This is a genomic window from Streptomyces sp. BBFR102 (assembly GCF_051397025.1).
GTDB lineage: Bacteria > Actinomycetota > Actinomycetes > Streptomycetales > Streptomycetaceae > Streptomyces.
On the sequence record NZ_CP195757.1, the window covers coordinates 2,961,544 to 2,986,310 of the forward strand.

At 73.9% G+C, this 24,767-nt stretch carries 21 protein-coding genes; 14 read left to right on the forward strand and 7 right to left on the reverse strand.

The window, feature by feature from the left end:
- The first annotated feature begins 180 nt into the window (after nucleotides 1–180).
- From ACSLIC_RS13135 to aspS, 3 genes are all read left to right on the forward strand, one after another.
- Nucleotides 181–1,137, forward strand: coding sequence for a pirin family protein (locus tag ACSLIC_RS13135; RefSeq protein ID WP_436737847.1), 957 nt, complete (start codon nucleotides 181–183; stop codon nucleotides 1,135–1,137).
- A gap of 80 nt (nucleotides 1,138–1,217) precedes the next feature.
- Nucleotides 1,218–2,324 carry an AI-2E family transporter gene (locus ACSLIC_RS13140; protein ID WP_436737848.1) on the forward strand — a complete coding sequence of 369 codons (1,107 nt, stop codon included), beginning with the start codon at nucleotides 1,218–1,220 and terminating at the stop codon, nucleotides 2,322–2,324.
- A 272-nt stretch (nucleotides 2,325–2,596) separates the two neighbouring features.
- Nucleotides 2,597–4,381: an aspartate--tRNA ligase gene (gene aspS / locus ACSLIC_RS13145; protein ID WP_436737849.1), complete on the forward strand. Its 1,785-nt coding sequence runs from the start codon at nucleotides 2,597–2,599 to the stop codon at nucleotides 4,379–4,381.
- A gap of 83 nt (nucleotides 4,382–4,464) precedes the next feature.
- Here aspS and ACSLIC_RS13150 read toward each other — a convergent pair whose 3' ends face one another.
- The 3 genes from ACSLIC_RS13150 to ACSLIC_RS13160 form a co-directional block, all read right to left on the reverse strand.
- Complete coding sequence (locus ACSLIC_RS13150; protein WP_436737850.1) at nucleotides 4,465–5,016, reverse strand: GNAT family N-acetyltransferase; 552 nt, start codon at nucleotides 5,014–5,016, stop codon at nucleotides 4,465–4,467.
- A gap of 84 nt (nucleotides 5,017–5,100) precedes the next feature.
- Nucleotides 5,101–5,991, reverse strand: a complete 891-nt coding sequence (locus ACSLIC_RS13155) for a glycosyltransferase family 2 protein (RefSeq protein WP_436737851.1) — start codon at nucleotides 5,989–5,991, stop codon at nucleotides 5,101–5,103.
- 282 nt (nucleotides 5,992–6,273) lie between these two features.
- Entirely contained in the window at nucleotides 6,274–6,714 is a 441-nt protein-coding gene (locus ACSLIC_RS13160; RefSeq protein WP_436737852.1) for a YunG family protein, read from the reverse strand.
- Between the two features lie 178 nt (nucleotides 6,715–6,892).
- On the opposite strand from ACSLIC_RS13160, the gene ACSLIC_RS13165 reads away from it, so the two are divergent.
- From ACSLIC_RS13165 to ACSLIC_RS13185, 5 genes are all read left to right on the forward strand, one after another.
- Nucleotides 6,893–7,288, forward strand: a complete 396-nt coding sequence (locus ACSLIC_RS13165) for a TOBE domain-containing protein (RefSeq protein ID WP_436737853.1) — start codon at nucleotides 6,893–6,895, stop codon at nucleotides 7,286–7,288.
- A 121-nt stretch (nucleotides 7,289–7,409) separates the two neighbouring features.
- Nucleotides 7,410–8,228 carry a molybdate ABC transporter substrate-binding protein gene (gene modA / locus ACSLIC_RS13170; RefSeq protein WP_436737854.1) on the forward strand — a complete coding sequence of 273 codons (819 nt, stop codon included), beginning with the start codon at nucleotides 7,410–7,412 and terminating at the stop codon, nucleotides 8,226–8,228.
- A 316-nt stretch (nucleotides 8,229–8,544) separates the two neighbouring features.
- The gene (locus ACSLIC_RS13175) at nucleotides 8,545–10,536 is read left to right on the forward strand and encodes an ABC transporter permease (protein ID WP_436737855.1); all 1,992 of its coding nucleotides are present in this window, start codon (nucleotides 8,545–8,547) and stop codon (nucleotides 10,534–10,536) included.
- A 187-nt stretch (nucleotides 10,537–10,723) separates the two neighbouring features.
- Nucleotides 10,724–11,002, forward strand: coding sequence for a hypothetical protein (locus tag ACSLIC_RS13180; RefSeq protein ID WP_436737856.1), 279 nt, complete (start codon nucleotides 10,724–10,726; stop codon nucleotides 11,000–11,002).
- A gap of 213 nt (nucleotides 11,003–11,215) precedes the next feature.
- A complete protein-coding gene (locus ACSLIC_RS13185; protein WP_436737857.1) occupies nucleotides 11,216–12,760 on the forward strand; it encodes an LCP family protein in 1,545 nt (514 codons plus the stop codon).
- A gap of 7 nt (nucleotides 12,761–12,767) precedes the next feature.
- Here the strand turns inward: ACSLIC_RS13185 and ACSLIC_RS13190 are convergent, their stop codons facing one another.
- The gene (locus ACSLIC_RS13190) at nucleotides 12,768–13,604 is read right to left on the reverse strand and encodes an alpha/beta hydrolase (protein WP_436737858.1); all 837 of its coding nucleotides are present in this window, start codon (nucleotides 13,602–13,604) and stop codon (nucleotides 12,768–12,770) included.
- A 703-nt stretch (nucleotides 13,605–14,307) separates the two neighbouring features.
- Between ACSLIC_RS13190 and ACSLIC_RS13195 the strand changes: the two genes are divergently transcribed.
- The 3 genes from ACSLIC_RS13195 (at nucleotide 14,308) to ACSLIC_RS13205 (ending at nucleotide 16,895) form a co-directional block, all read left to right on the forward strand.
- On the forward strand, nucleotides 14,308–14,805 hold the full coding sequence (locus ACSLIC_RS13195) for a hypothetical protein (protein WP_436737859.1): 498 nt from the start codon (nucleotides 14,308–14,310) through the stop codon (nucleotides 14,803–14,805).
- 217 nt (nucleotides 14,806–15,022) lie between these two features.
- Nucleotides 15,023–16,483, forward strand: a complete 1,461-nt coding sequence (locus ACSLIC_RS13200) for a flotillin family protein (protein WP_436737860.1) — start codon at nucleotides 15,023–15,025, stop codon at nucleotides 16,481–16,483.
- Nucleotides 16,484–16,598: 115 nt separating this feature from the next.
- Nucleotides 16,599–16,895, forward strand: coding sequence for a metal-sensitive transcriptional regulator (locus tag ACSLIC_RS13205; RefSeq protein WP_436737861.1), 297 nt, complete (start codon nucleotides 16,599–16,601; stop codon nucleotides 16,893–16,895).
- Nucleotides 16,896–16,921: 26 nt separating this feature from the next.
- Here the strand turns inward: ACSLIC_RS13205 and ACSLIC_RS13210 are convergent, their stop codons facing one another.
- Together ACSLIC_RS13210 and ACSLIC_RS13215 are read right to left on the reverse strand one after the other, a co-directional pair.
- Nucleotides 16,922–17,542, reverse strand: coding sequence for a hypothetical protein (locus ACSLIC_RS13210; protein ID WP_436737862.1), 621 nt, complete (start codon nucleotides 17,540–17,542; stop codon nucleotides 16,922–16,924).
- Nucleotides 17,543–17,591: 49 nt separating this feature from the next.
- Complete coding sequence (locus ACSLIC_RS13215) at nucleotides 17,592–18,278, reverse strand: NAD(P)-dependent oxidoreductase (protein ID WP_436737863.1); 687 nt, start codon at nucleotides 18,276–18,278, stop codon at nucleotides 17,592–17,594.
- A gap of 457 nt (nucleotides 18,279–18,735) precedes the next feature.
- Here ACSLIC_RS13215 and ACSLIC_RS13220 point away from each other — a divergent pair, with 457 nt between their 5' ends.
- The gene (locus ACSLIC_RS13220) at nucleotides 18,736–19,146 is read left to right on the forward strand and encodes a hypothetical protein (RefSeq protein ID WP_436737864.1); all 411 of its coding nucleotides are present in this window, start codon (nucleotides 18,736–18,738) and stop codon (nucleotides 19,144–19,146) included.
- Between the two features lie 77 nt (nucleotides 19,147–19,223).
- Nucleotides 19,224–20,129: a hypothetical protein gene (locus ACSLIC_RS13225; RefSeq protein ID WP_436737865.1), complete on the forward strand. Its 906-nt coding sequence runs from the start codon at nucleotides 19,224–19,226 to the stop codon at nucleotides 20,127–20,129.
- A 29-nt stretch (nucleotides 20,130–20,158) separates the two neighbouring features.
- Here the strand turns inward: ACSLIC_RS13225 and ACSLIC_RS13230 are convergent, their stop codons facing one another.
- Nucleotides 20,159–22,273 (reverse strand): PhoX family protein, encoded by a 2,115-nt coding sequence (locus ACSLIC_RS13230; protein WP_436737866.1) that lies wholly within the window; start codon nucleotides 22,271–22,273, stop codon nucleotides 20,159–20,161.
- 622 nt (nucleotides 22,274–22,895) lie between these two features.
- Between ACSLIC_RS13230 and ACSLIC_RS13235 the strand changes: the two genes are divergently transcribed.
- Entirely contained in the window at nucleotides 22,896–24,752 is a 1,857-nt protein-coding gene (locus tag ACSLIC_RS13235) for a VWA domain-containing protein (protein WP_436737867.1), read from the forward strand.
- The last annotated feature ends 15 nt before the right edge of the window (nucleotides 24,753–24,767 follow it).

Below are 24,767 nucleotides of genomic sequence, written 5' to 3' on the forward strand. Positions count from 1 at the left end.
CCCGCTTTCGTGTCCGGTGGCTCCGGAGCCTGGTCGCTCCGGAGCCTGGGCGCCCCGGAGGCCGGTCCTTCGCTGCCCTCTTCGCCTCTCGGCGGCGGGAATGGTTTCGGGGTGGGTGGGGTTGTGAGTGGCAGGTAGTTCATTCTTCAACTACTCTGAGGTTGGCCTAGGAGGTCCGAGATGCCCGCAGTGACCGTTGAGAACCCGCTGACCCTGCCCCGAGTGGTCGCCGACGCCGATGCCGTGCAGCGGCCGGTGCTGGCGGTGACGACCGCGCCGAGCGGCTACGAGGGGGAGGGATTTCCGGTGCGCCGCGCGTTCGCCGGGATCAACTACAAGCACCTGGACCCGTTCATCATGATGGACCAGATGGGTGAGGTGGAGTACGCCGCCGGTGAGCCGAAGGGGACCCCCTGGCACCCGCACCGGGGCTTCGAGACGGTCACGTACATCATCGACGGGACCTTCGTCCACCAGGATTCCAACGGCGGTGGCGGCACCATCACCAACGGCGACACCCAGTGGATGACCGCCGGGTCGGGGCTGCTGCACATCGAGACGCCGCCGGAGTCGCTGGTCATGTCGGGCGGGCTCTTCCACGGGCTCCAGCTCTGGGTCAACCTGCCCGCCAAGGACAAGATGAAGGACCCGCGCTACCAGGACATCCGCGGCGGCCAGGTCAAGCTGCTGACCACCGGTGACGGCGGCGCGCTGCTGCGGGTCATCGCGGGTGACTTCGACGGCCACGAGGGCCCGGGCATCACCCACACCCCGATCACCATGATCCACGCCTCCGTCCGCCCCGGCGCCGAGGTGACCCTGCCGTGGCGCGAGGAGTACAACGGCCTGGCGTACGTCCTCGCCGGTCGCGGCACCGTCGGCACCGACCGCCGCCCGGTCCGCACCGGCCAGACCGCCGTCTTCGGCGCTGGTTCGGCGCTGACCGTGCGGGCCGACGAGAGCCAGGACGCCCACACCCCCGATCTGGAGGTCGTCCTCCTCGGCGGCAGGCCCCTGCGCGAGCCGATGGCGCACTACGGCCCGTTCGTCATGAACACCCGCGCCGAACTCCAGCAGGCGTTCGAGGACTTCCAGGCCGGCCGCCTCGGCACGGTCCCCGCGGTGCACGGCATGTAGCACGATCGGCCCTGACGTCTCGTCACCCGAGCGGCCACGCTCCGGGGGACGGGGCGTCCGTGCTGTGGTGGGGTCGGGGGATGAGCGAGCGCAGCGGTGGCGAGTACGGGGTGCTGCCCGAGGGAGCGGTGCGGGTTGCCGGGTGGTGTGTGGTGCTGCTGCTGGTGACCGGGGTGGCATGGGTGGCGGTGTGGCTGTGCGTGCTGTTCCGGGCGGCGGTCATCCCGGTGCTGCTGGCGCTGCTGGGGACGGCGCTGCTGACCCCGCTGAACCGGCGGCTGCGGGCGATGAAGGTGCAGCGGTCGCTGGCGGCGGGGCTCGCCTGTGCCGCGGTGCTGGTGGTGGTCGGCGGGGCGCTGTACATCGTGGTGAGGGCGCTGATCAATTCGGGTGACCAGATCGTCGCCTCGGCGAAGCGGGCGGCGAAGGACGTCGCCAGGCTCTTCGGCGCCCGGGGGGACTCGCTGGACGATCTGGCCGAGCGGGCGAAGGGGCTGTTCGGGCGGTTCGGCGGGGACGCCGCGTCCGAGGTGATCAGCGGGCTCGGTGTGGTGGTGCAGACGGGCACCATGGTGTTGCTGGCGGTGCTGCTCGTCTTCTTCTTCGTCCGGGACGGTGACCGGTTCGTGGGGGCGCTGCGCACGGTGGCCCCCGGGCCGGTGGGCGAGCTGACGGAGGCGATCGGACGTCGGGCCTACCAGGCCGTCGAGGGATTCATGCGGGGCACGACCCTGATCGCCCTCATCGACGGCAGCCTCACCACGATCGGCCTGCTCATCCTCGGGGTGCCGGGCGCGGCCGGGCTGGGGGCGCTGGTCTTCATCGGTGCGTACGTCCCCTACGTCGGGGCTTTCCTGTCGGGAGTGCTGGCGGTGCTGGTGGCCCTCGCCGACCGGGGGGTCGCGATCGCCCTCTGGGCGGCACTGGTGATCTTCGTGGTGCACATGACGGAGGCCAACGTGCTCCAGCCGGTGATCCAGAGCCGCACCGTGCAGATGCATCCCGCGATGGTGCTGGTGGCGATCACGGCGGGGGCGACGGTCGGCGGGATCATCGGGGTGCTGCTGGCGGTCCCGGCCACCGCGGCGGCCTTCGGCATCGCCGCGGAGCTGCGCCAGCGGTACGGCGGCGGGGGCGGCGCCACGGCCGCGGGGTCCGAGCCCGCCGGCGAGCCGGAGACTCCCTGACTCCCACCCCGACCGAACTCAGCCCGGCCGACGTGTGGTGACCGGCGGGGGCGGTCCGCCGCGCTCGGACCACCGCACGGAGGCCCACGACGGCCTGGCCGGCGTGAGGCCGATCCGTGGCCCCAGGGGTCGCCACCCGCCGCCCGGCAGACCGAGCGCACCCCCGGCCCCAGGCCCCAGCGATATCCCGACGAAGGGCCCAGCCCCGAGCGGTAACCTGGGACCGGGCTGAGTCACCCCGAACCCCACCTCCGAAGACTGGATGAACGACGATGCACCGGTACAGGTCCCACACCTGCGGCGAGCTCCGCGCCTCTGACGTCGGTTCCGACGTCCGGCTGAGCGGCTGGCTGCACAATCGCCGAGACCTGGGCGGCATCCTCTTCATCGATCTGCGCGACCACTACGGCATCACGCAGCTCGTCGCCCGCCCGGGTACGCCCGCCGCCGAGGTCCTGGACAAGCTGTCCAAGGAGACGGTGGTCCGCGTCGACGGCAAGGCCGTCTCGCGCGGCACCGAGAACGTCAACCCGGAGCTGCCCACCGGCGAGATCGAGATCGAGGTCTCCGAGGTCGAGGTCCTCGGCGAGGCGGGCCCGCTCCCCTTCACCATCAACGCCGAGGACGGGGTGAACGAGGAGCGCCGCCTGGAGTACCGCTTCCTCGACCTGCGCCGCGAGCGCATGCACCGCAACATCATGCTGCGCACCGCCGTGATCTCGGCGATCCGGCACAAGATGACGGCGCTGGGCTTCAACGAGATGGCGACCCCGATCCTCGCCGCGACCTCCCCCGAGGGCGCCCGCGACTTCGTCGTCCCCTCCCGCCTGAACCCGGGCAAGTTCTACGCGCTGCCGCAGGCCCCCCAGCAGTTCAAGCAGCTGCTGATGATCTCCGGCTTCGACCGGTACTTCCAGATCGCCCCCTGCTTCCGCGACGAGGACGCCCGCGCCGACCGTTCGCCGGGCGAGTTCTACCAGCTCGACGTCGAGATGAGCTTCGTCGAGCAGGAGGACGTCTTCCGTCCCATCGAGAAGCTGATGACGGACCTGTTCACGGAGTTCGGCGGTGGCCGCGAGGTCACCTCCCCGTTCCCGCGCATCCCGTTCCGCGAGTCGATGCTGAAGTACGGCAACGACAAGCCCGACCTGCGTGCCCAGCTCGAACTGGTCGACATCACCGACGTCTTCGCCGACTCCGGGTTCAAGGCGTTCGCCGGCAAGCACGTCCGCGCCCTGCCGGTGCCGGACACCGCCGGGCAGTCCCGCAAGTTCTTCGACGGCCTCGGCGACTACGCGGTCGAGCAGGGCGCCAAGGGCCTCGCCTGGGTCCGCGTCGGTGACGACGGCGCCCTCAGCGGCCCGATCGCCAAGTTCCTCACCGAGGAGAACGTCGCGGTCCTCACCGAGCGCCTCGGCCTCAAGCCGGGCCACGCGGTCTTCTTCGGCGCCGGCGAGTTCGACGAGGTCTCCAAGATCATGTCGGCCGTCCGCGTCGAGGCCGCCAAGCGCTCCGGCCACTTCGAGGAGAACGTCTTCCGCTTCTGCTGGATCGTCGACTTCCCGATGTACGAGAAGGACGAGGAGACCGGCAAGATCGAGTTCTCCCACAACCCCTTCTCGATGCCCCAGGGCGGCATGAAGGACCTGGAGGAGAAGGACCCGCTCGACATCCTCGCGTGGCAGTACGACATCGTCTGCAACGGCATCGAGCTGTCCTCCGGCGCCATTCGCAACCACGAGCCCGACGTCATGCTGAAGGCGTTCGAGATCGCCGGTTACGAGCGGGAGACGGTCGAGCGCGAGTTCGCGGGCATGCTCCGCGCCTTCCGCCTCGGCGCCCCGCCGCACGGTGGCATCGCCCCGGGCGTCGACCGCATCGTGATGCTCCTCGCCGACGAGCCCAACATCCGCGAGACCATCGCCTTCCCGCTCAACGGCAACGCCCAGGACCTGATGATGGGCGCCCCGACCGAGCTGGACGAGACCCGCCTGCGCGAGCTGAACATCCAGCTCCGCAAGCCGGTCGCGGAGAAGGCCAAGGACAAGGACAAGTAGCCTCACCGCCCGCACGGCCACAGGGCCCGGCCCCCTCTCGGGGAGTCCGGGCCCTGTCGCGTACGTACGGGGTCGGGCCCGGGTCAGCCCCGGAACTCCCTGGCCAGCATGGCGTAGACGTACTCGCTGCCCCAGGTGCCGGTGGCCGGGTTGACGTCGTTGTCGACCAGGTGTGCCTCGCGGCGCATGCCGAGCCGCTCGCAGACGCGCCGCGAGGGCTTGTTGTCGGCGTCGAGCCGTGCGTGGACCCGGTGCACCTTGAGCGGGCCGAACGCGGCCGCCAGTACGGCCCGGGCGGCCTCGGTGGCGTAGCCGTGACCGGCGTACTCCGGCGCGAGAACCCAGCCGATCTCCGCCTGCGCCGCCTCCGCCGAGCGCAGCCGCAGCCCGGTCTCGCCGATCACCTGCCCGCGCAGGCAGACAGCGAGCCCCAGGCCGGCCCCCGCCGTGCCCCACTCCGGCGACTCGACGCTGCGGGCGATGAGCTTCGCGCATCCGTCCCGGTCCAGCGGCGGCCGGTACAGGTACCGCGCTACGTCCTCCCGCCGGTGGTAGGCGTGGAGCGCGTCGGCGTCCTCCGCCCGCAACGGCCGCAGCACCAGCCGTTCGGTCCGTATCGGCATCTCCACCCGCACGCACACCCTTTCCGGTTCGCCAGGACGGGCAGCTTAGGCGGGGGCGGGGCCCGGGGCGAGGGGTTTGCCGGCCGGGGCGGGCGGTCAGAGGACGGGCGGGCGTCCCAGCCGGGTCATCCGCCAGACCGTGCGCCAGGCCATCGGGCCGCGCGGGCCGCAGGGGGTGCGCAGGCCCTCGAAGAAGCCGCCCCACCAGGCTTTCAGGGCGGACGGGGAGCGGAGGCGGGCCGTCATCAGGAGCGTCCAGAGGGCCAGGTGGACCGGGATCAGCACGGCCGGGAGGCGTCGTCGGGCCAGCCAGACGCGGTTGCGGGCGGTGTTGTGGTGGTAGACCGCGTGGCGAGCGGGGGAGGTGCGGGGGTGCTGGAGGACCAGGTCGGGTGCGTACCGGATGGTCCAGCCGGCGTCGAGGGCGCGCCAGGCCAGGTCCGATTCCTCGTGGCCGAAGAAGAACTCGGCGGGCCAGAGGCCGATCTGGCGCAGCATGGGCATCGAGAGGGCGTGGCCGCCGCCGAGGAAGGCGGTCACGGGGCCGCCGCGCATCGGGTCGCCGGCACGCAGCCGGGGGACCCAGCGGCGTTCGGTGTGGCCGTGCTCGTCGGCGACGCGGAAGCCGATGACGCCGAGGCCGGGGTCGCGGGCGTAGCGCTGCTGGACCGTGCGGAAGACGTCGTCGGCGATGAGCAGGCCGTCGTCGTCCAGTTCCACGACCACGTCGACGTCGCCGGCTTCGCGCAGCAGGGCGAGGCCGACGTTGCGGCCGCCGGGGCAGCCGAGGTTCTCGGTGAGCGGGATCTTGGTGAGCGCCAGGCCGGCGGTGTCGTCGGCGACCTCGGTGAGCGGCGTCGCGTTGCCGACGAGGACCACGCGCGCGGCCGGGACGTCCTGGCGGGCCACGGAGGCGAGCAGCGCCGCCAGTTCGCGCGGGCGGGTGCCCATGGTGACGATGACGACTCCGATGCGCGGCAGCGGCATGGCGGTGGACTCCCGTGGTCGGCGGCCCCGCGGGGAGCGGGGGTCGCCCAGGCTAACGGCCTTCGCCGCGCCGCCGTCACGCGCGCACGGGCGTCGGGCCCACTCCGGCCACGGGGCCTCCTCGGCGGTGGCGACGGAGCCGCCGGGGGCGAACCGGGGACGAAGTGGGCGAGGACGTCCGCCTTGACGTTGCCGAGGGTGGTCTCCGGCTTGCGTCCGGTGTGGGCGGCGCGGGGGACGGGCGCCCAGGGGGAGCGCCGCCCGGTCAGGCCGCCGGCTCGGTCAGGCCGCCGGGCGGGTCAGCCTGGCCAGGACGCGGGAGCGCAGCAGCTCGTACTCCTCCTTCAGGCGGGTGAAGTGGGGCGGGCGGGGGATCACCTCGCCGTCCGAGACGATCTCCTCGGGCGCGAACTGCTCGCGGGTGAGGTCGATCTCGATGCCCGCGCCGAGCCGGTTCCACCAGTGGAAGTCGGTCTGGACGCCGTCGACGCGGACCACGCCGCGGATCAGCTCACCGCCGAGCAGGTCGTTCAGGACCATCGCGGTCGTCCCGCACTGGTCGCGGGCCGGGTTCCGCGGGCTCCAGTGCGGGCGGTGCGCGGGCGTCGTGGTGTCCGGGCCCCAGCTCGCGCGGACGGCGGCCTCGATGTCGGTGAGGAGGAAGGGGCGCGGGTCGGGTGCCGGAGCGGCGGGCGCGGCCGAGGTGGCAGGGGTGGTCGTCATGAGGCCGGAGTGTGGCAGGGCCCACTGACAGCCGGCCCTCACGCCGACAGGGAGGAGCGGCGGAAGCACGCGTTCCGTGGGAGCGGGGGCCGAAGTGCCCTCCAGGGGGGCGTACATGCGCCTGCTATGTCGGGGGCGACCTTGCAGATGCGAGGCTCAGCGCCCTACCGTGCCGCACATGCAGTCCTACACCATCGGGCAGGCGGCCCGGCTCCTCGGCGTCAGCCCCGACACGGCGCGTCGCTGGGCCGACGCCGGGCGGGTCGCCACCCATCGCGACGACAACGGCCGGCGCCTCATCGAGGGACAGGCGCTCGCCGCCCTCGCCGTGGAGGTGGGACAGCGGGGCGCGGACGACGAGGAAGCCGCGTACACCAGTGCCCGGAACGCCTTTCCCGGCATCGTCACCGGGGTGAAGCTCGGCGACGTCGCGGCGCAGGTCGAGATCCAGGCCGGGCCGCACCGGTTGGTCTCCCTGCTGACCAGGGAGGCGGTCGAGGAGCTCGGCCTGGAGGTCGGGATGCGGGCCACCGCCCGGGTGAAGTCGACCAACGTGCACATCGACCGGATCTGAGGTGCGGCGCGCGAGGGGCGCCGTCCACCCGGGACAGCGCCCCTTCGCCGCCCCGCCCCACTCCCTCCGGCCTGATCAGCACGGTCAGCCCGGCCCGCCCGGACCGAGGAGCCAGGATTCCATGGCCAGTTCCGCCGCCATCCGCCCGACCCGCTCACCCCGCCGCCGCGCCCTGGCGGCGCTGGCCACCGCCGCCGTGCTGATACCGCTCGCCGCGTGCGGCGGCGGCCGGGAGGAGGACGGGGGCGGTGGCGCGTCGGGCGGGTCCGAGCAGCAGACCCGGCTGACGGTGCTCGCCGCCGCCTCGCTCACCGACGTGTTCGAGCAGGTCGGGAAGGCGTACGAGAAGGGGCATCCGGGCGTCAGGATCGGCTTCTCCTTCGCGGGTTCGCAGGAACTGGCGGCGCAGGTCAGGCAGGGGGCGCCCGCCGACGCCCTGGTCACCGCCGACACCAGGACCATGGACGGCCTGGCGGGCGAGACCGGCCAGCCCGCCGTCATCGCCAGGAACCGCCTGGTCATCGCGGTGGAGGAGGGCAACCCGAAGAAGGCCGGGGCCCTTGAGGACCTCACCGGCGGCCGGCTCAAGGTGGTACTCGCCGCCGAGGAGGTGCCGGCCGGGCGGTACGCCGAGCAGATCCTGGACGCCCGGAAGCTGACGGTGGAGCCGGTCTCGCAGGAGGTCAGCGTCCGCGCCGTGCTGAGCAAGGTCGAACTGGGGGAGGCGGACGCCGGCCTCGTCTACCAGACCGACGCCGAGACCGCTGCGGACAAGGTCGACGCCGTCGGCATCCCGGACGCTCAGAACGCCGTCGCCTCCTACCCGGCGGCCACCCTCAAGGGCTCGGAGCACGCCAAGGAGGCGGCCCGCTTCGTGAAGTGGCTGTCGTCCGACGAGGCGCGGGAGCTCCTGCGGAAGGCGGGGTTCCAAGAGCCCTGAGCCCGATGCCTCCGGCCTTGGGGCGGAGGTGCGCGGGGCCGTTCACGGGGCTGCGGGGGCGTACCGGATCGTTCGGGGCGCTCGGGACGGGCAGGGCGCTCGATCATGCGTTCGTGTGCGCCCCGCGCTCCTGTTGGGCCGGTGGTTCCGTGTGGCGTGCGTCCGGGCGGGGGAGGCCGCAGGACGAGCGCGGTGTGCGAGGTGTGCGGGGCGTGGTGGACGGAGGAGCGCGGGTGCGAGGCGGGAGCGGGGTGGGGCAGGCGTGAAGCGGGGAGTCGTGCGGGGGCCGGAGCGGCCTGGGAGCCCGGGCAGGGGCGTGGGCGGCGCGGTGCGACGGGGCGTCCCGGCGGGGCTGTTGGTCCCGGCGCTGGCCGGTGTCGGCTTCCTGTCGCTCCCGTTGGTCGGCGTGCTGGCCAGGACCGACTGGGCAGCGCTGGTCCACCACCTGACGTCGCCGCAGGTGACGCAGGCGCTCCGGCTGTCGCTGGTCGTCTCCGGCTGGGCCCTGCTGCTCTCCCTGCTGATGGGGGTGCCGCTGGCCTGGCTGCTGGCCCGGGTGCCGTTCCCCGGCAAGGCGCTGGTCCGTTCGCTGGTGCTGCTGCCGATGGTGCTCCCGCCGACCGTCGGCGGTGTGGCCCTGCTGCTGGCCTTCGGGAGGCGCGGGGTGATCGGGCCGTGGCTGGAGTCCGCCTTCGGGCTGACCCTGCCGTTCCACACGGCGGGCGCGGTGGTGGCCGCCGCCTTCGTGGCGATGCCCTTCCTGGTGATCAGCCTGGAGGGGGCGCTCGCGGGGCTGCGCCCCTCGCTGGAGGAGACGGCCGCCTCGCTCGGCGCCGGCCCGCTGCGGGTCTTCGCCACGGTGACGCTCCCGCTGCTCGCCCCGGCGCTGGCCGCCGGAGCCGCGCTGACCTGGGCGCGGGCGCTCGGCGAGTTCGGCGCGACGATCACCTTCGCGGGCAACCTGCCGGGCGCCACGCAGACCCTGCCGCTCCAGGTGTACCTCCTCCTCCAGGACTCCCCCGAGGCCGCCACCTCCGTCTCGCTGCTGCTGCTGGTGATCGCGATGGCGGTCCTGGTGGCCCTGCGCGGCCGCTGGGCGGGCGGGGCGGTCCGCGAGGCCCGCTCCGCCCCGCCGCCGGAGGCCGAGACGGTGCCCGCCGCCCGGGCCGGCCGCGCGGACCCGGACGGCCCCGACGAGCGCGTCGCCCCGGACGAACCCGCGATACGCCCCGGAGCCCCCGCCGCCCCGCCCGGGGGGAAGTCCGACCTGCGCGCCGAACTCACCGGCTACACCCGCCTCACGCTCGCCGCGCCCGCCGGCACCACGATCGCGGTCGTCGGGCCGAACGGCGCGGGCAAGACGACCCTGCTGCGTGCCCTGCTGGGCCTCACCCCGCGCGCCCGCGCCGAGGTCCTGCTCGGCCCTCGCGACGTGACCCGCCTGCCCACCCACCGGCGCGAGGTGGCGTGGGTGCCGCAGGACGGGGCGCTCTTCCCGCACCTGTCGGCGCTGGCCAACACGGCGTACGGGCTGCGGGCGCGCGGTGTGCCCCGGGCCGAGGCGCGGCGGCAGGCCCGCCAGTGGCTGGTGCGGCTCGGGGTGGGAGAGCTGGCCGACCGGCGGCCCGCCCAGCTCTCCGGCGGCCAGGCCCAGCGGGTGGCGCTGGCCCGGGCGCTGGCGGCGCGGCCCCGCCTCCTGCTGCTCGACGAGCCGCTGGCGGCGCTGGACCAGACGACCAGGGCGCGGGTGCGGCACACCCTGCGGCGCCATCTCGCCGGGTTCGGCGGGGTCTGCCTGATCGTGACGCACGATCCGGTGGAGGCGGTGTCGCTGGCCGGCCGGGTGCTGGTGCTGGAGGGCGGTGAGGCGGTGCAGGACGCCCCGCCCGCCGAGGTCACCCGCCACCCGCGCTCCCCGTGGGTGGCCAGGATGCTCGGCGGCAACGCCTGGGAGGGCACGGCCGGGGCGGATGGCGCGGTCGAGCTGGCGGGCGGCGGCGTGCTGACGACGGCACCGGGCGGCGGCAGCCCGCCCGAACCGGGCGCGCCGGTCCTGGCGGTGATCGCTCCGGAGGCGGTCTCGCTCCATCTGGCCCGCCCGGAAGGCAGTCCGCGGAACGTCTGGGCGGGGACGGTGCGGGAGCTGACGGCGGTGGGCAGCCGGCTCCGGGTCCTTCTCACCTCGGCGGAGGTGCCGGCCCTGGTCGCCGAGATCACTCCGGCCGCGGCGGCCGACCTCGGGCTGATGGACGGAAGCAGGGTCTGGATGGCGGTCAAGGCCACGGAGGTGACGGTGGTGGGGCTGTAGTGCCGCCCGGGTATAGGGGGTGGAACCCGTGGGGTGTCGGCGGGAGAGGAGTGGAATCGGCCTGGCTCGGGGCCGAGTCGGCGGCGGTTCCGTGCCGGTGCGGTGGATCGGGGCGGGCGGGCGCCGGCCTCGGGGGAGTGGGCCGGGGGCCGTGGAGCGGATGTGGGGATCTGCGTAAGGTCTCTCCATGCCCAGCTACGGAACCGGTGAAGCCGCGCCCCGCACCCCGACCGCCGCTCCCGCTCCCGAAATGGCCGCGGAGGAGCGGGCGTTGCTCGACGGTGGCCCGGCCCACGGCACGCTCCTGCGGGTGCGCGACCGCCCGGCGGTGGTGCAGGTGACGTACCCGTGCCGGACGGAGGACGGTTCGGCGCCCTTCCGCGTCGACGCGCTCTACGTGTACCGGCGCGACCCCCGCGTCCACCACGAACCGCTCCGTTACGGCTACGACCACGCGAGTCCCTGACCCCGCCCCGGCGCACACGGGCAGCGGGCGGGACTCCGGGGCGCCGCCGTCGTTCTTCCGGGCGGGGCCTCCTGGCGGTGTCCGCCCCGGCGGGCCAACGGCCCCCGCCGGTACGGCGGATACCCGTGAAGGATTCCCCGTGCCCGACCTGACTGGCTACATTGCGCAACGCCGTACAGATGCGGCGAGGGGCTCTGAAGGGGGAGTGACCGGATGACCGGCAGCCGACGGCGCGCACCGGTGGACGGGGGCGCGGGGCGCGACGGGCGCGGGGACGAACAGGGTTCCGCGCCGGCGCCCGAGGGCCGGGGCAAGGCGCGGCGCGTCCTGCTGCTCGGCCTCTCCCTCGCGCTGCTCGCCACGGCGGGCGGCGGCTGGCTCTACCTCAAACTCGGCGGCAACCTCGGCACCTTCGGCCAGGAGGGCGTCTCCGACAACCGTCCCCCTGACACCTCGGCGGGGCAGAACATCCTGCTCCTCGGCTCCGACAGCCGCACCGGCGGCAACGCCGCCCTCGGCGGCGGGGACAAGGACGCCGTCGGCCGCTCCGACACCGCGCTGCTGCTGCACGTCTACGCCGACGCCCAGCACGCCGTCGCGGTCTCCATCCCGCGCGACACCCTCGTCCCGATCCCGAGTTGCCGGCTGCCGGACGGCTCGTGGACCGAGCCGCGGGAGCGCGCCATGTTCAACACCGCGTACACCGTGGGCGAGACGGCTGAGGGCAACCCCGCCTGCACGCAGAACACCGTGGAGCAGCTGACCGGGTTGCGCGTCGACCACACCCTCGTCATCGACTTCAAGGGCTTCTCCGACCTCACCGAGGTGGTCGGCGGCGTCCGCGTCTGCGTCCCCAAGGACATATACGAGCGCGACCTCGACCCGAAGCGCGCCACCCGGGGCAAGCGGGTCTTCGCCCGTGGCGAGCAGGACGTCTCCGGGCAGCGGGCGCTGGACTACGTCCGCATCCGGCACGGCATCGGCGACGGCTCCGACCTCGGCCGCATCAAACGCCAGCAGGCGTTCGTGGGCAGCCTGATGAAGAAGATCAAGGAGGACGGACTCACCCCCGGCAAGCTCCTGCCGCTCGCGGACGCCGCCACCAAGTCGATGACGGTCGACCCGGGCCTCGGCTCCGCCGACAAGCTCCTCGGCTTCGCCATGGGACTGAAGGACATCGACCTCGACAACACCAAGTTCCTCACCATCCCCTGGCGTTACGAGGGCAACCGGGTGGCCGTCGTGGAGCCGGACGCAGCCGCGCTGTGGCAGGCACTCAGGAGCGACCGCACCCTCGACGGCAAGAACGCGGGGGGCCGCCGGGACGCCCGCCCGGCCGCCGACACCTCGTCGGCCACGACCGGGTCGGTGGACGGCACCGGCACCACCGTCACCGTCCACAACGGCACCGCCACCGGCGGCCTGGCCGCCCGCGCCGCCACCCGCCTCACCGAGCACGGCTTCACCGTCAGCGCCTACGGCAACGCCCCCCGGCAGGACCTGGCGGGCACCGTCATCACCCACGGCCCCGGCGAGGAGGACGGCGCCCGTACGGCGGCCCGGCTCTTCCCCGGCGCCCGGCTGGTCGAGGGGGCCGGGCCCGGCATCGACGTCACCGTCGGCACCTCCTACGCCGCCGACCCCGACGCCGGGCCCCAGGCCGCTCCCTCGCCGCAGCCGACCGGCGTCCCGGCCGAGGTGGCGGACGGTGCCCGGTCGGCCGACGACGACCTCTGCGACGACCTGTCCTACGGGTGAGCCGCCGCTACGGGCGCACGCCGGAGATCCGGTCCAGGTCGAGATTGCCCTCGGGCCCCGTGGTGCCCGGCGGGAGGGCCAGCGCGGTGCCGACGGCCGCGGGGAGCGGGCCGTGGCCGAGCAGGCCGGTGACCAGGTCCGCGGTGAGCCGGTGCCAGACGGGGGCGCGGCGCAGCATCGCGTGGTCGCTGCCGCGGATCGTCACCGAGCAGGTCCGGGCGCCGGCGCGGCGGGCGCGGGTCGCCGTGGTCTGCGAGGCGAGCGGGCTGGTGGTGGGGTCGCGGTCGCTGTGCAACAGGACCACCGAGCGGTCGGCGAGCTGGGTCACCGGGTCGCCGGGCGGGCACCAGGGGGCGAGGCCGACGACGCCGCGCACCAGCGGGTGTCCGGCGGCGCGCAGGGCGGCCCGGCCGCCCATGGAGTGGCCGACCAGGACCACCGGGACCTCGCCGTACTCCTCGGCCAGCGCGTCGAGGGCGCGGGTGGTGTCCCGCAGCGGGTCCTCGCGGGCGCCGTTCCAGCCCCGGTGGGTGTAGCGGACGGTGGTCAGCCGCACGTCGCGGCCCCGGGCTGCCCGGGCGATGGACCGGCCGAAGGGCCGCATCCGCAGCCCGGGCAGGTTCCACGGCGGAGGCGCCTCCAGGCCCGTTTCCCGGCCGCCGTGCAGCAGCATCACCACGGCCCGGTCCGCCCTCGCCGGGCTCTCGCCGCGTCCGCCCTGGCGCGGCAGGCCGTCGAGACCGGCCCGCCGGGCCGCGTCCTCGTACTGCTCCGGCGGCGCTGCCCTGAGAGCGGCGGCCGTGCGGGGCGGCGGCTCGGCGTCCTGGGCCCGCTCTGTCCTCATGTCGGTATCTCCCCCTTGTCGCCCCGGCCCGGCCCCGACGGGGCTGCGGCTGCGGCGGTGTTCGTGACGGTGGGTGTGGGCGTGTGGGTCGGGTGGTCGGCCCGGGCACTCGGGCTCCAGCAGAATTCGGGGCGTGGTCCTGGGCCGCCGGCCCGCTCCCGTCCGCTCCTTGTTCGGGCCGGCGGGCGGTCCGGATGGGGCCGACGTACGGGCTCGGCACCGGGGGTGGAGCGGGACCGGAGAGCCGGCCGGTCCGACACCGTGGGAACGGCTGCCGTTCGGCCGGGCCGGGCGTGCGGGACCCGGTCGTGGGCGCCGGCCGTGGCCCGGCCGCGCGAGCCGAAGGACATCAGAGCACGCCCTCCCGCCCCGTTTCCACCCGTGGCCTCAACTTGCCCGTACAGGGTGAGGGCCGGGCCCGCGCGGGGGTACGGGACGCCGGGGTCCCGGGGACAGAGGGGCGGCGACATGGCATTAAGAACGCGTCAAGATTGCCGGTGATCGGCAATGTCTTTTCGGACGGGCCTATGGGAGCATTCAGGAGAGTCACGGCACCGGCTTCTCGCCCTGCCACGCGCGTCAGAAATGCGGAGCGGCCCGGAACGGCACGGCGGAAATCAGGACCGCCGGTTCCGGAAGCGAATGCCCCCTGCGAACGGGCACGGTGGTGGGCGAGGAACGGCGACACGGGGAGGGGTAAATCGTGACCCTGTTTCTTGGTCTGGGAATCGCGGGAATCGTCCTGCTGGTTCTTTCCCTGATCTTCGACGGCGTCCTGGAGGGATTCTTCGGGGACTTCCTCGACGGTCTGCTCTCCCTGCCCGCCATTGCCGGGTTCGTGTCGATGCTCGGGTTCGGCGGAGCGGTCGTACTGGGGACCACCGGGCTCGGTGCGGTCGGCGCGACGGGCGTCGGTGTCCTCGCCGGGCTCGTGACCGGCTGGATCGTGCTCAGGCTGAGCAAGGCCCTGATGCGCGACCAGACCGATGCCACGCCCCGCTCCGCCGATCTGGTGGGCACGGCCGGCTCCGTGGTCACCGCGATTCCGATGAGCGGGTACGGCGAGGTGCTGGTGTACCTCGGCGGCCAGCCGCTCAAACTGTCCGCCAAATCCTCCGCTCCCCTCACCAGGGGAACGGAGGTCTGGGTCGAGGCATCTCTCTCCTCGACCTCGGTCTCCGTCCGACCCGTCGACCGCTGACGGCGGCGGAACCGGGTCGGGGGAGTACCGGCGGCCGACCGCCCTTCCGAGTCGGCCGGTGTTTCACGTGAAACATCCGGACGTTTCACGTGAAACACCGTCACGGGGCCGTCGGGTGTTTACACGGGGACACCGGCCCGTGCCGGAGGGCCGCAGCTCCACCCGACCGCACTGTCCGCACTATCAGCCGTCCCCCGGACGGCTTGGGGGAAGCCCAATGAGTCCAGTCGTCACCGCAGTCGTGGGAGCCGTGGTGCTCCTCGTCCTGCTCGCCCTGGTGGTGATCACCCGGTACAAGGTCGCCGGGCCCAGCGAGGCGTTCATCATCACCGGCCGCCGGGGCAAGAAGTCCACCGACCCGGACACCGGCCGCGTCATCACCGACAACAGCGGGCAGAAGGTCGTGGTCGGCGGCGGTGTCTTCGTCGTCCCGTTCGTGCAGCAGCGCTTCACCCTCGACCTCTCCAGTCGCCACATCCCGGTCTCCGTGCGGGGCGCGGTGACCCTGCGCGGCGTCAAGGCCAACCTCGAAGGCGTCGCCATCGTCAAGGTCGGCGGCAACGAGGACGCCATCCGTGCCGCCGCCCAGCGCTTCCTCCAGCAGCAGGGCGGCATCGTCGGCTTCACCCAGGAAGTGCTCTCCGGCGCCCTGCGCGCCATCGTCGGCCGCATGTCGGTCGAGGACATCATCCGCGACCGCGCCACCTTCGCCGGGCAGGTCGCCGAGGAGGCCGAGACCAGCCTCTCCGGCCAGGGCCTGATCCTGGACGCCTTCCAGATCCAGGACATCACCACCGAGGGCTCCTACCTGGAGGACCTCGGCCGTCCTGAGGCCGCCCGCGCCAAGCAGGAGGCCGACATCGCCGAGGCGATCGCCAAGCGCGCCTCGGAGCAGGCCCGCCTGAAGGCCGCCGAGGAGATCGCCATCGCCGAGCGGACCTTCTACCTGAAGCAGGCCGAGATCAAGGTCGAGACGGAGGCGGCCGGCGCCAAGGCCAACGCCGCCGGCCCGCTCGCCGAGGCCGCCCGTCAGCAGGAAGTGCTGATGGAGCAGGAGAAGGTGGCCGAGCGCCAAGCCGCGCTGACCGACCGCGAGCTCGACACCAAGGTGCGTAAGCCCGCCGACGCCGCGCGGTACCAGGCCGAGCAGGAGGCGGAGGCCCGCCGGATCGCCCAGGTCAAGGAGGCCGAGGCCGACGCGCAGCGGGCTCGCCTGACCGGTGAGGGTGAGAAGGCGCACCGTGCCGCCCTCGCCGACGCCGTCCGCATCGAGGGTGAGGCCGACGCGGCCGCCATCGCGGCGAAGGGCGCCGCCGAGGCGGAGGCCATGCGGAAGAAGGCCGACGCCTTCGCTCAGTACGGCGACGCGGCCGTCCTCCAGATGCTGGTCGAGGTGCTGCCGCAGGTCGTCGCCAAGGCGTCCGAGCCGCTCAGCGCCGTCGACAAGATGACGGTGATCTCCACGGACGGTGCTTCCAAGCTCTCCCGCACCGTGGTCGACAACGTCACCCAGGGCATGGAGCTGCTCCAGTCCACCACCGGGATGGACCTGACCAGCGTCCTCAAGGGCATCACCGCCAAGGAGGGCGCCACCGCCGTGCCCGCGCAGACGCCCGCTCAGGCCGCCCCCGCCGCGCACGCGGCCGAGGGCGAGCAGAAGATCGACATCCGCGACTGACGGCGGCCCGTCCGCACCGGGAAGAGGCTCCGGCCGCCCTCGGGCGCCGGGGCCCTTCCTCGTCCGTCCGCTTCCGGTGTCATCCTGGGAGAGAACACCTACGAAGGAGCCCCCCGTGCAGCTGGAACTCGCCGAGTCGGATCTCAAGTCCGTGCTGAACCGTCTCAAGCGGGCCCAGGGCCAGATCGCGGGCGTCGCCCGCATGATCGAGGAGGGGCGGGACTGCGAGGACGTCGTGACGCAGCTGGCAGCGGCCTCCCGCGCGCTGGACCGGGCCGGCTTCGCCATCATCGCCACCGGGCTCCAGCAGTGTCTGATCGACGACCCCCAGGACGGGGAGAGCCCCACCACACCGGAGTCCCGCGAGGAGATGCGGGCCCGCCTGGAGAAGCTCTTCCTCTCCCTGGCCTGACTCCCAGCCTCCTGCCTCTTCCCCGATCACGCGATCCGGGGACGGGCAAGCCGCTTCCGCGCTCCTGGTCCTCCGGCGCTCACGGAAACGCGTCGCGCCGGGGCGCGGCCGGCAGGGGTCTGAGGGCCAGAACGGTGAGGTCGTCCGACCCGTGCGACGTGGTCGGCGGGCACGTACAGCGCCGCCCGGTCGAGGCCGCCCCAGCGGGGTGGCAGCGGCCGTAGCACCGTGTCGCGGATGACGTCGGCGGCGAGGCTGAGTCTGGCGGCGCGCCGTTCGTCGGCCTGGCGGACGGCGCAGGCCGCCACCGACGCCACGCCCCCCACAGCGACCAGCAGAAGCCCGGGCAGCTCGGCCTCCGGGCCGGGGCGCAGCACCCGGTCGACCAGCAGGCAGGCCCCGAGGGAGAGGGCGGAGAACACGGCGGTCGCCCGCACCCCCGCGAGCGCGGCCGTCAGGGCGGGGACGATCACCACCCAGGTGATCACCCGGAAGCCGCTGCCCGTCGCCAGGTCGCCGAGGACGATCAGTACGAGGAGCGGCGTCGGCAGCACCCGGACGGCGTGTCGGCCGCGCAGCCAGGGCAGGGGGCGGACACGGACGTGACCGGCGTGCGGGTGCGCCCTGGCGTCTCCCTCGCGCCGCATGGCCCGTCCTCCCGGTTGCTTTCCGCCGTTCACCGCAGGACGGACCCCGTCAGTACGCCACCGAGATCCGGGTGCGTGGGTGGCGGTGGTTCTCGGTCTCGTCGACAACGGCCACGGCGAAGTCCTCGGCGCTGATCCGCGAGGCGTGGCTGCCGCCCGCCCCCTCGGCGGTCAACAGGGTGTCGCCACCGATCCGGTAGCGCCCGGTCCGCTCGCCCGGGCCGATCTCCGGTGCGGGGGAGATGTACGTCCAGTCCAGCCCCGGATCGTCGATGTCCCGGTAGAACCAGAGGACGTCCTGCTGGGCCAGTGCCTCCGGCCGGTACTCCTCGGGGAACCCCTCCTCCTCGACCAGCGGCCGGTCCGGGGCCACCTCCAGGCTCCCCGCGCCACCGACCACGACCAGCCGCCCCGCGCCGGAGCCGGTGGCGGGTCCCGGAGTGGTGGCGGCTGCCGCACTCACCCCTTCGGCCAGCGCGACGTTGACCGCCAGGAAGGCCTCGCCGGGGGCGGAGCCGTCGCGGGGCGGGGCGACGGCGGAGATGACCGCGTCGGCGTCCGCCGCCAGTTCGCGCACCCGTTCCGGATCGCCGGCGTCGCCCGCCGTCACCACCGCCCCGGGCACGGGCGCCTCTCCGCTCCGGCTCACCGCCAGCACCTGATGGCCCCGTCGTACCGCCTCGGCGGTGATGCGACTGCCGATCATGCCGGTGGCCCCGAACACCACGATCTTCATGGGGAGCTCTCCCTCACGTCCCTCGGGATCGCCATCTGGCGCCTTCCACTCGGTCGTTCCGGCCCGTGAGGCGGCTCAGGCCCCCCAACCGCTCGGCTCTCGTGGATGTTTCACGTGAAACATCCACCATCCGACCGTGAGGGCCCCGATGTTTCACGTGAAACGGACACCGAGGACCCACGTGGAACATCCCTGCTTGCCTGCCCGTCCGTCCACGCAGCTCCGCCCCCTCCGGCGTCGATCGGCGCAGACCGCTGATTCCGCCAGCGAACCACGGCCCCCGCACCCTCGCACTTCGTACGGCCCGGCGCCCCGAGTTGCCGGGGCCCGCGCGGCGGTGTGCCCTGGAGTCAGGCCGCAGACCGGCCGCACCGGAGCCGTGCCCGGGCCGTACCCGGCCCGGACGGGGCAGCGCGTACGAGCGAGCCCACGGCTCACCGGCTGAGAGGAGCCCGCCATGTCGCACGCCGCCCCGGCCAGGGGAACCCCCGGACGCTCCCGCTCCACCGCCCGCCACCCCGCGACGACCAGGGCCTCGATCGGCTGGCCGCTCGTCCTCGCGGTGCTCTACGGCTGCTGGGGCGCCACCATGGACCGCGACGCGGGCCCGATCACCTGGGGCAACGTCCTCTTCGGCATCCTCTCGGGTCTGGTCGTCGGCGTCCTCGCCTTCGTCCTGCACAAGGGGATGACCCGGGCCATCCCGCAGGAGGTGCGGGCGGCGGTCTGGGGCGTCTTCGCCGGGGTGAGCTTCGGCTACCTGTACAGCCTCAGCGGGGCCAGCGCCCTGAGGGCCGTCGGCCTGGGGCTCGCGCTGGGACTGGCCGTCCTGGCCTCGGTCTTCTACCGCTACCACACCAAGGAGTGACCCCCGGGGGCGCACCGCTGACCCGATGAGCCCTCCACGGGTGGCGTCCGCCGCGTGGCACCGCTTCGCTGGACCCCGTGAGCAGCCCCGCGAACGCCCCCCGCCCCGCCCCGCCCCGCGCCCGCCGCGCGGGACGGGGCCTCTCGGCGGCCGCCTCCGGGGTACTGCTGGTCGTCACGGCGCTGCTGGTGCCGCTCGCCATCCTCTCCGGGTGGGCGCGGCTCGACATCGGCGATGTCGACGAGTACGTGGGGACCATGGAGCCGCTCGCCTCGAACGAGCACATCCAGGCCGACATCGCGGCGGCCGTCACCGACCGGGTCATGCGGGAACTGGACACCGGCCCGCTCCAGGACACCGTCGCCGAGTTCGTGGAGAGCGCCATCCGCTCGTTCACCACCACGGAGACCTTCCGGACCGGCTGGAACGCCGCCAACCGGGAGGCACACGGCGCGGTTCAGCGCGCCCTGCGCGAGGGCGACGGGAACGGCGCGGTCACCCTCAACCTCGCCCCCATCACCCAGCAGGTGAAGGACCAGTTGGAGGCCGACGGGGTGCCGTTCGCCGACCGCGTCCCGGTGGAGGACGTCGAGGTGACGATCCTGGAGGCGCACCGCTTCCCGGCCGCCCGGCAGAGCTTCCGCCTGCTCCAGGAGGCCGGGCTCTGGCTGGCCGGCGCCGCCGTGGTGACCGCCGCCCTCGGCCTCCTCCTGGCCCGGCGCCGGGCCCGCGCCGCCGTCCTCACCTGCCTCGGCGGGGCGCTGGCCTGCGGGGCGCTGCTCCTCGGCATCGTGGTCGGGCGGCGGGCCACCTTGGACGAGCTGCCTCCGGACGTCTCGGAGGCGTCGGCCGCGGCCGTCTTCGACGCCCTGGCGAGCGCACCGAGGACCCTGGCGTGGGCGGTCCTCGGCGGCCTGCTCGTCCTGGCACTCCTCATCGCGGTACTCGCCGGGCTGCGGCGCGCTCGCCCGGCCCGGCGCTGACCTGCCGGTTCCTCCGGCAGGCGGCCGGCTCAGACGCCGATGTCGCCGCCGTCGGCGCGCCACACCGCGACCACGGCGGGGCGGACGATCCGCCCGGGTCCGTCCGGCCACTGCGAGGCGGGCTCCTCCACGGAGGCGCCGTCGACCTCGCCGGGGTGCTGTACCGCGACCAGGACCCGCCGGTCCTGGATGACCGGTCCGCAGGTCTCGGCGCCGGTCGGCACGGTGAGGAACTGCTTCAGCTCCCCCTTGCGCGGGCCGCTGGTGGCGACGGCGAAGAGGCCGTCGTGGGAGCCGAGAGCGTTGCCGTCGGTGGAGATCCAGAGGTTGCCGTGCGGGTCGAAGGCGACGTTGTCGGGGCAGGAGATCGGGCTGACCTTCTCCTTGGGGAACCCGGCGAAGTACGTGGCGGGGTCCTCGGGGTCGCCCGCGACGAGGAAGAGCGACCAGGCGAACCGGGTGCTCGTCGGGTCCTCGCGGTACTCGGTCAACTCCAGGACCTGCCCGTGCTTGTTGGCGTTGCGCGGGTTGGCCTCGTCGGCGGGCGCCTTGCCCTCCTTGCCCCGGTCGCTGTTGTTGGTCAGCGCGACGTAGACCTTGCCGGTGCGCGGCGAGGGCTCGACGTCCTCGGGGCGGTCCATCTTGGTGGCGCCGACCTTGTCACCGGCGAGGCGGGTGAAGACGAAGACCTCGGCGGCGCTCATCCCGGGCACGTGCGAGACGTTGCCGTGCGGGCCGGCCGTGGCCAGCGGAATCCACCGGCCGGAGCCGTCGAACTCGCCGTCGGCGGGCGGCTTCCCGGTGCCGTCGATCTGGTCGGCGGGCGAGTCGCCGGTGAGCCTGGCGACGTACAGGGTGCCCTCGTCCAGCAGCGTCAGGTTGTGCTCGCGGGCGGCGCGCGAGTCGCCCTTCCGCATCCGCTTGGCGGAGACGAACTTGTAGAAGTAGTCGAACTTCTCGTCGTCGCCCATGTAGACGACCGGCCGCCCGTCGCGGGTCAGCCGGGGCTGTGCCGCCTCGTGCTTGAAGCGGCCCAGCGCGGTCCGCTTGCGCGGCGTGGAGTGAGGGTCGTACGGGTCGAGTTCGACCACCCAGCCGTGGCGGTTGGCCTCGTTGGGCTCCTCGGAGAGGTCGAACCGCCGGTCGAACCGCTCCCACTTGCGCTCGGAGGCGCCGCCGGTGATGCCGTACCGCTTGAGGCGGGCGGCGGTCTCGGGGTCGGTGACCTTCTCGGCATGGGCGAAGTACTGGTTGACGTTCTCCTCGCCGTGCAGCGTGGTGCCCCACGGGGTGGTGCCACCCGCGCAGTTGTTGAGGGTGCCGAGGACGGTGGTGCCGCGCCGGTCGGCGCTGGTGCGCAGCAGCGGGTGGCCGGCGGCCGGGCCGGTCATCTCGAAGCGGCTGGTCGCGGTGAGGCGGCGGTTGAGGCGGTGGCGGCGGAGGGGGGTCAGCTTGCCGGTGCGGCGTTCCTCCTCGACGACGACCACCGAGAGGCCGTGCGCGGCCCAGGCGATCTCGACCTGTTCGCGGCTGGGGTTCTCCGGGTCGTACCCGGCGAACATCAGGACCTCGTCGGTGTATTCGTGGTTGGCGACCAGCACCTGGCGGCGGGCCCCGCCGTGCTCGACGCCGTGCTCCTGGAGCGGGAGCAGCGACAGGAAGTCGTTGTTGTAACCGAACTGGCCCGCCTGGGCCTTGGCCGTGTGGTGCTTCTCGTCGAACTCCGGGGCGCCGTGCAGGATCGGGTCGCCCCAGCGGATGACGATCTCCTGCGCGTACCCCTGCGGGACGCTCACCTGGTCCAGGGTGTTGGGGGCGACCGGGGTGAACCGCAGACCGCGCGCCGCCTGTCCGCTTCCCGCGTCCGGGCGGTGGCCCCCGGGTCCGGGGCGCCCGCCGTGCGCGAGGGCCTGGCCGGCGCCGGGCCCGGCCACGGCGGCGCCGGTCGCACCGGCGACCGTGACGACGGCGGCCGCGCGCAGGGCCGACCTTCTGGAGAGGACGCCGGCGATCACGTCGCCGACGTACGCGTTGTCACTGGTGTTGGGCGTCTCGTGGAAGCAGGCGTCCCCGCAGCGGAAACGGCAGGTCAGCGCCGAACGGCCGCCAGGGTGCGATCCGATCAGCGGAAGCAGCTTGCGCATGGTCTCCTCCGTCCGGGCCCCGGCACCGGCACCCGTCTGGGCCGGCCGACCGTGAGAGCCCCGGTCGGGCGTGACGCTAGGAGGGCAGCCGGGCAACGCGGCGGACGCGAGTTGAACGGAGCGTGAACCCCCGGCGCACGGGCTCCGGTTGCGCTGTGGCGGAGTACGCCGGGACGTTGTCCGGTGTCACCCGGCCGACCCTCCCCAAGATCACCCGTGCGGGCGGCTAACCTTACGTGTCCGCCCTGGCCAGAACCGGGGCCCGGGCGCGCCCCGGGACTTCGCAGCGACGGGGACCAACTCACGCGAAGGGTTGCGCAGGTGACTCGGGTGTTCTCGCCGCCGCGTGACCGCGCGGGCGGCCACCGCCGCGAGGCCGGCGGCGCCGTCCCGGCCTGCTCGACCCGCACCGCCTTAGGGACCGTGGCCGGTTTCGTCGGTCACACTTCTTGAACCCCGACCCCTCTCCTCCGCTCCCTTCGCCCCACCTCTTCCCAGGCTCCGCGTCCCGCCGGACGCGGACCGCGACGCACGTGCAAGATCGGCTGCCGCGCCCTCGTGGCGCAGGGCTGGATTCGATCCCCCGCCGGCTGGAGCCGGTGGCCCCCTCGAAAGGAACCTGATGGGCATTCTCAGTCTCCTGCGGAACGCGCTCGGCCGGTCACGTAAGAACCGGGACGCTACCGAGGCCGGTTCCGGCACCGGGACCGAGAACACCACGGTGGTCCCCCCGGCTCGTACCGAGGACGCGACCTCCGCCGACACCCCGGCCCCCGCCACCCCGTCCGTCCCGGGGGCCCGCACCGAGCAGGCCCCCGCCGCCGAGGCGCCGGACACCACCCCCGACCTGGTCGCCGCCGCCTTCGACCGCGACGCGGTCACCGTGCCGAGCCCCCAGCGCTCGCCCGAGGACGACCCGGACGCCGCCCTCACCACCCCGGCGCCCGCCCCGAAGACCGCCCCCGAGCCGGAGCCGGCCGACTCGGCGACGACGCCCGAGGCCGAGCCGAAGTCCCCTGCCCAGGCCGAGGAGGCGCCGGTCGCCGAGACTCCGGCGTCCGAGACTCCGGCCGCTGAGCCGCAGGCCGACGTCCCGGACGTGCCGGAGGGGGCTGTCGAGACCCCGGTCATCGAGGCTCCGGCCGTTGGGCCGCAGGCCGGGCAGGAGCCGGAGGCCGAGGCCCCGGACGTGCCGGAGAAGGCCGTCGAGACGTCGGCCGTCGAAGCCACCGCCGCCGAGACCCGGTCCACCGAGACCCCGGCCGCCGGGCCGGTGGCCGACCCCGAGCCGACGAAGGGCGTCGACGCGGTCGAGGCCGACGCGGACTCCGCCCGTACGGCTCCCGAGGCCAAGGCCAAGGCCAAGGCGAAGGACGAGGCGAAGGACGAGGCGAAGGACGAGGCCGACCCGGTCGTCGTCGCCGCACCGGCCGACCCGGAGGTGCCCGAGGCCCTGATCATCGAGCCTTCGATCTTCGAACCGAAGCCGGAGGCGGCGGAGCCCGTGGCCGAGCCGGCGCCGGAGCCCTCCGCGGAGCCGGCGCCCACCCCCGAGCCGGTCGCCGAGTCCAAGCCGGCCCCGGCCCCCGAGGCCGAGAAGGCGGAGCAGGCCGAGACCCCTGAGCCCGCCCCGGCCACCGAGCCGGAGCAGGCGGAGCCGGCCGAGCCCGCCGCCGCGGCCACCGAGCCGGTGCCGGCCCCCGGGCCCGCCGAGGCCACCTCCGAGCCTGAGGCCACCTCCGAGCCTGAGGCCACCTCCGAGCCTGAGGCCACCTCCGAGCCTGAGGCCACCTCCGAGCCCGAGGCCACCCCCGAGCCCAAGGCGGCGGCCGAGCCGCAGGCGCCCGGCCTTCCCCTCGCGGACGCCGCGCAGGCGCTCGACGACGCGGGCCTGACCGGGACCAAGGCCAAGGTGTACCTGGTGCTCGACCGCTCGGGTTCGATGCGCGGCTACTACAAGGACGGCAGCGCCCAGTGCCTCGGTGAGCAGGTGCTGGCGCTGGCCACGTACCTCGACCCGGCCGACGCCCCCGCCGTACAGGTGGTCTTCTTCTCGACCGAGATCGACGGCAAGGGCGAGTTGACCCCGGACGCGTACGAGGGCCGGATCGACGAACTGCACGCGCAGTGCGGGCGGATGGGCCGGACCAGCTACCACCGGGCGGTCGAGGAGGTCACGGCGCTGCACGAGAGCTCCGGGGCCACCGAACCCGCGCTGGTGGTCTTCCAGACCGACGGTCCGCCGGACGCGAAGACCGCCGCGACCCAGGCGATCAAGGCGGTCTCCGACGCCCCGCTGTTCTGGCAGTTCGTGGGGTTCGGCGAGAGCGAGCACAAGAACTTCGAGTACCTGCGGAAGCTCAACACCCCGCACACCGGGTACTTTCCGGCCGGTCCCGCTCCCCGCGAGCTGACCGACGCGGAGCTGTACGCCGGGCTCCTCGCCGCCTTCCCCGCGTGGCTGGCGGACCGGGCCTGACCCCCTCTGACCTGT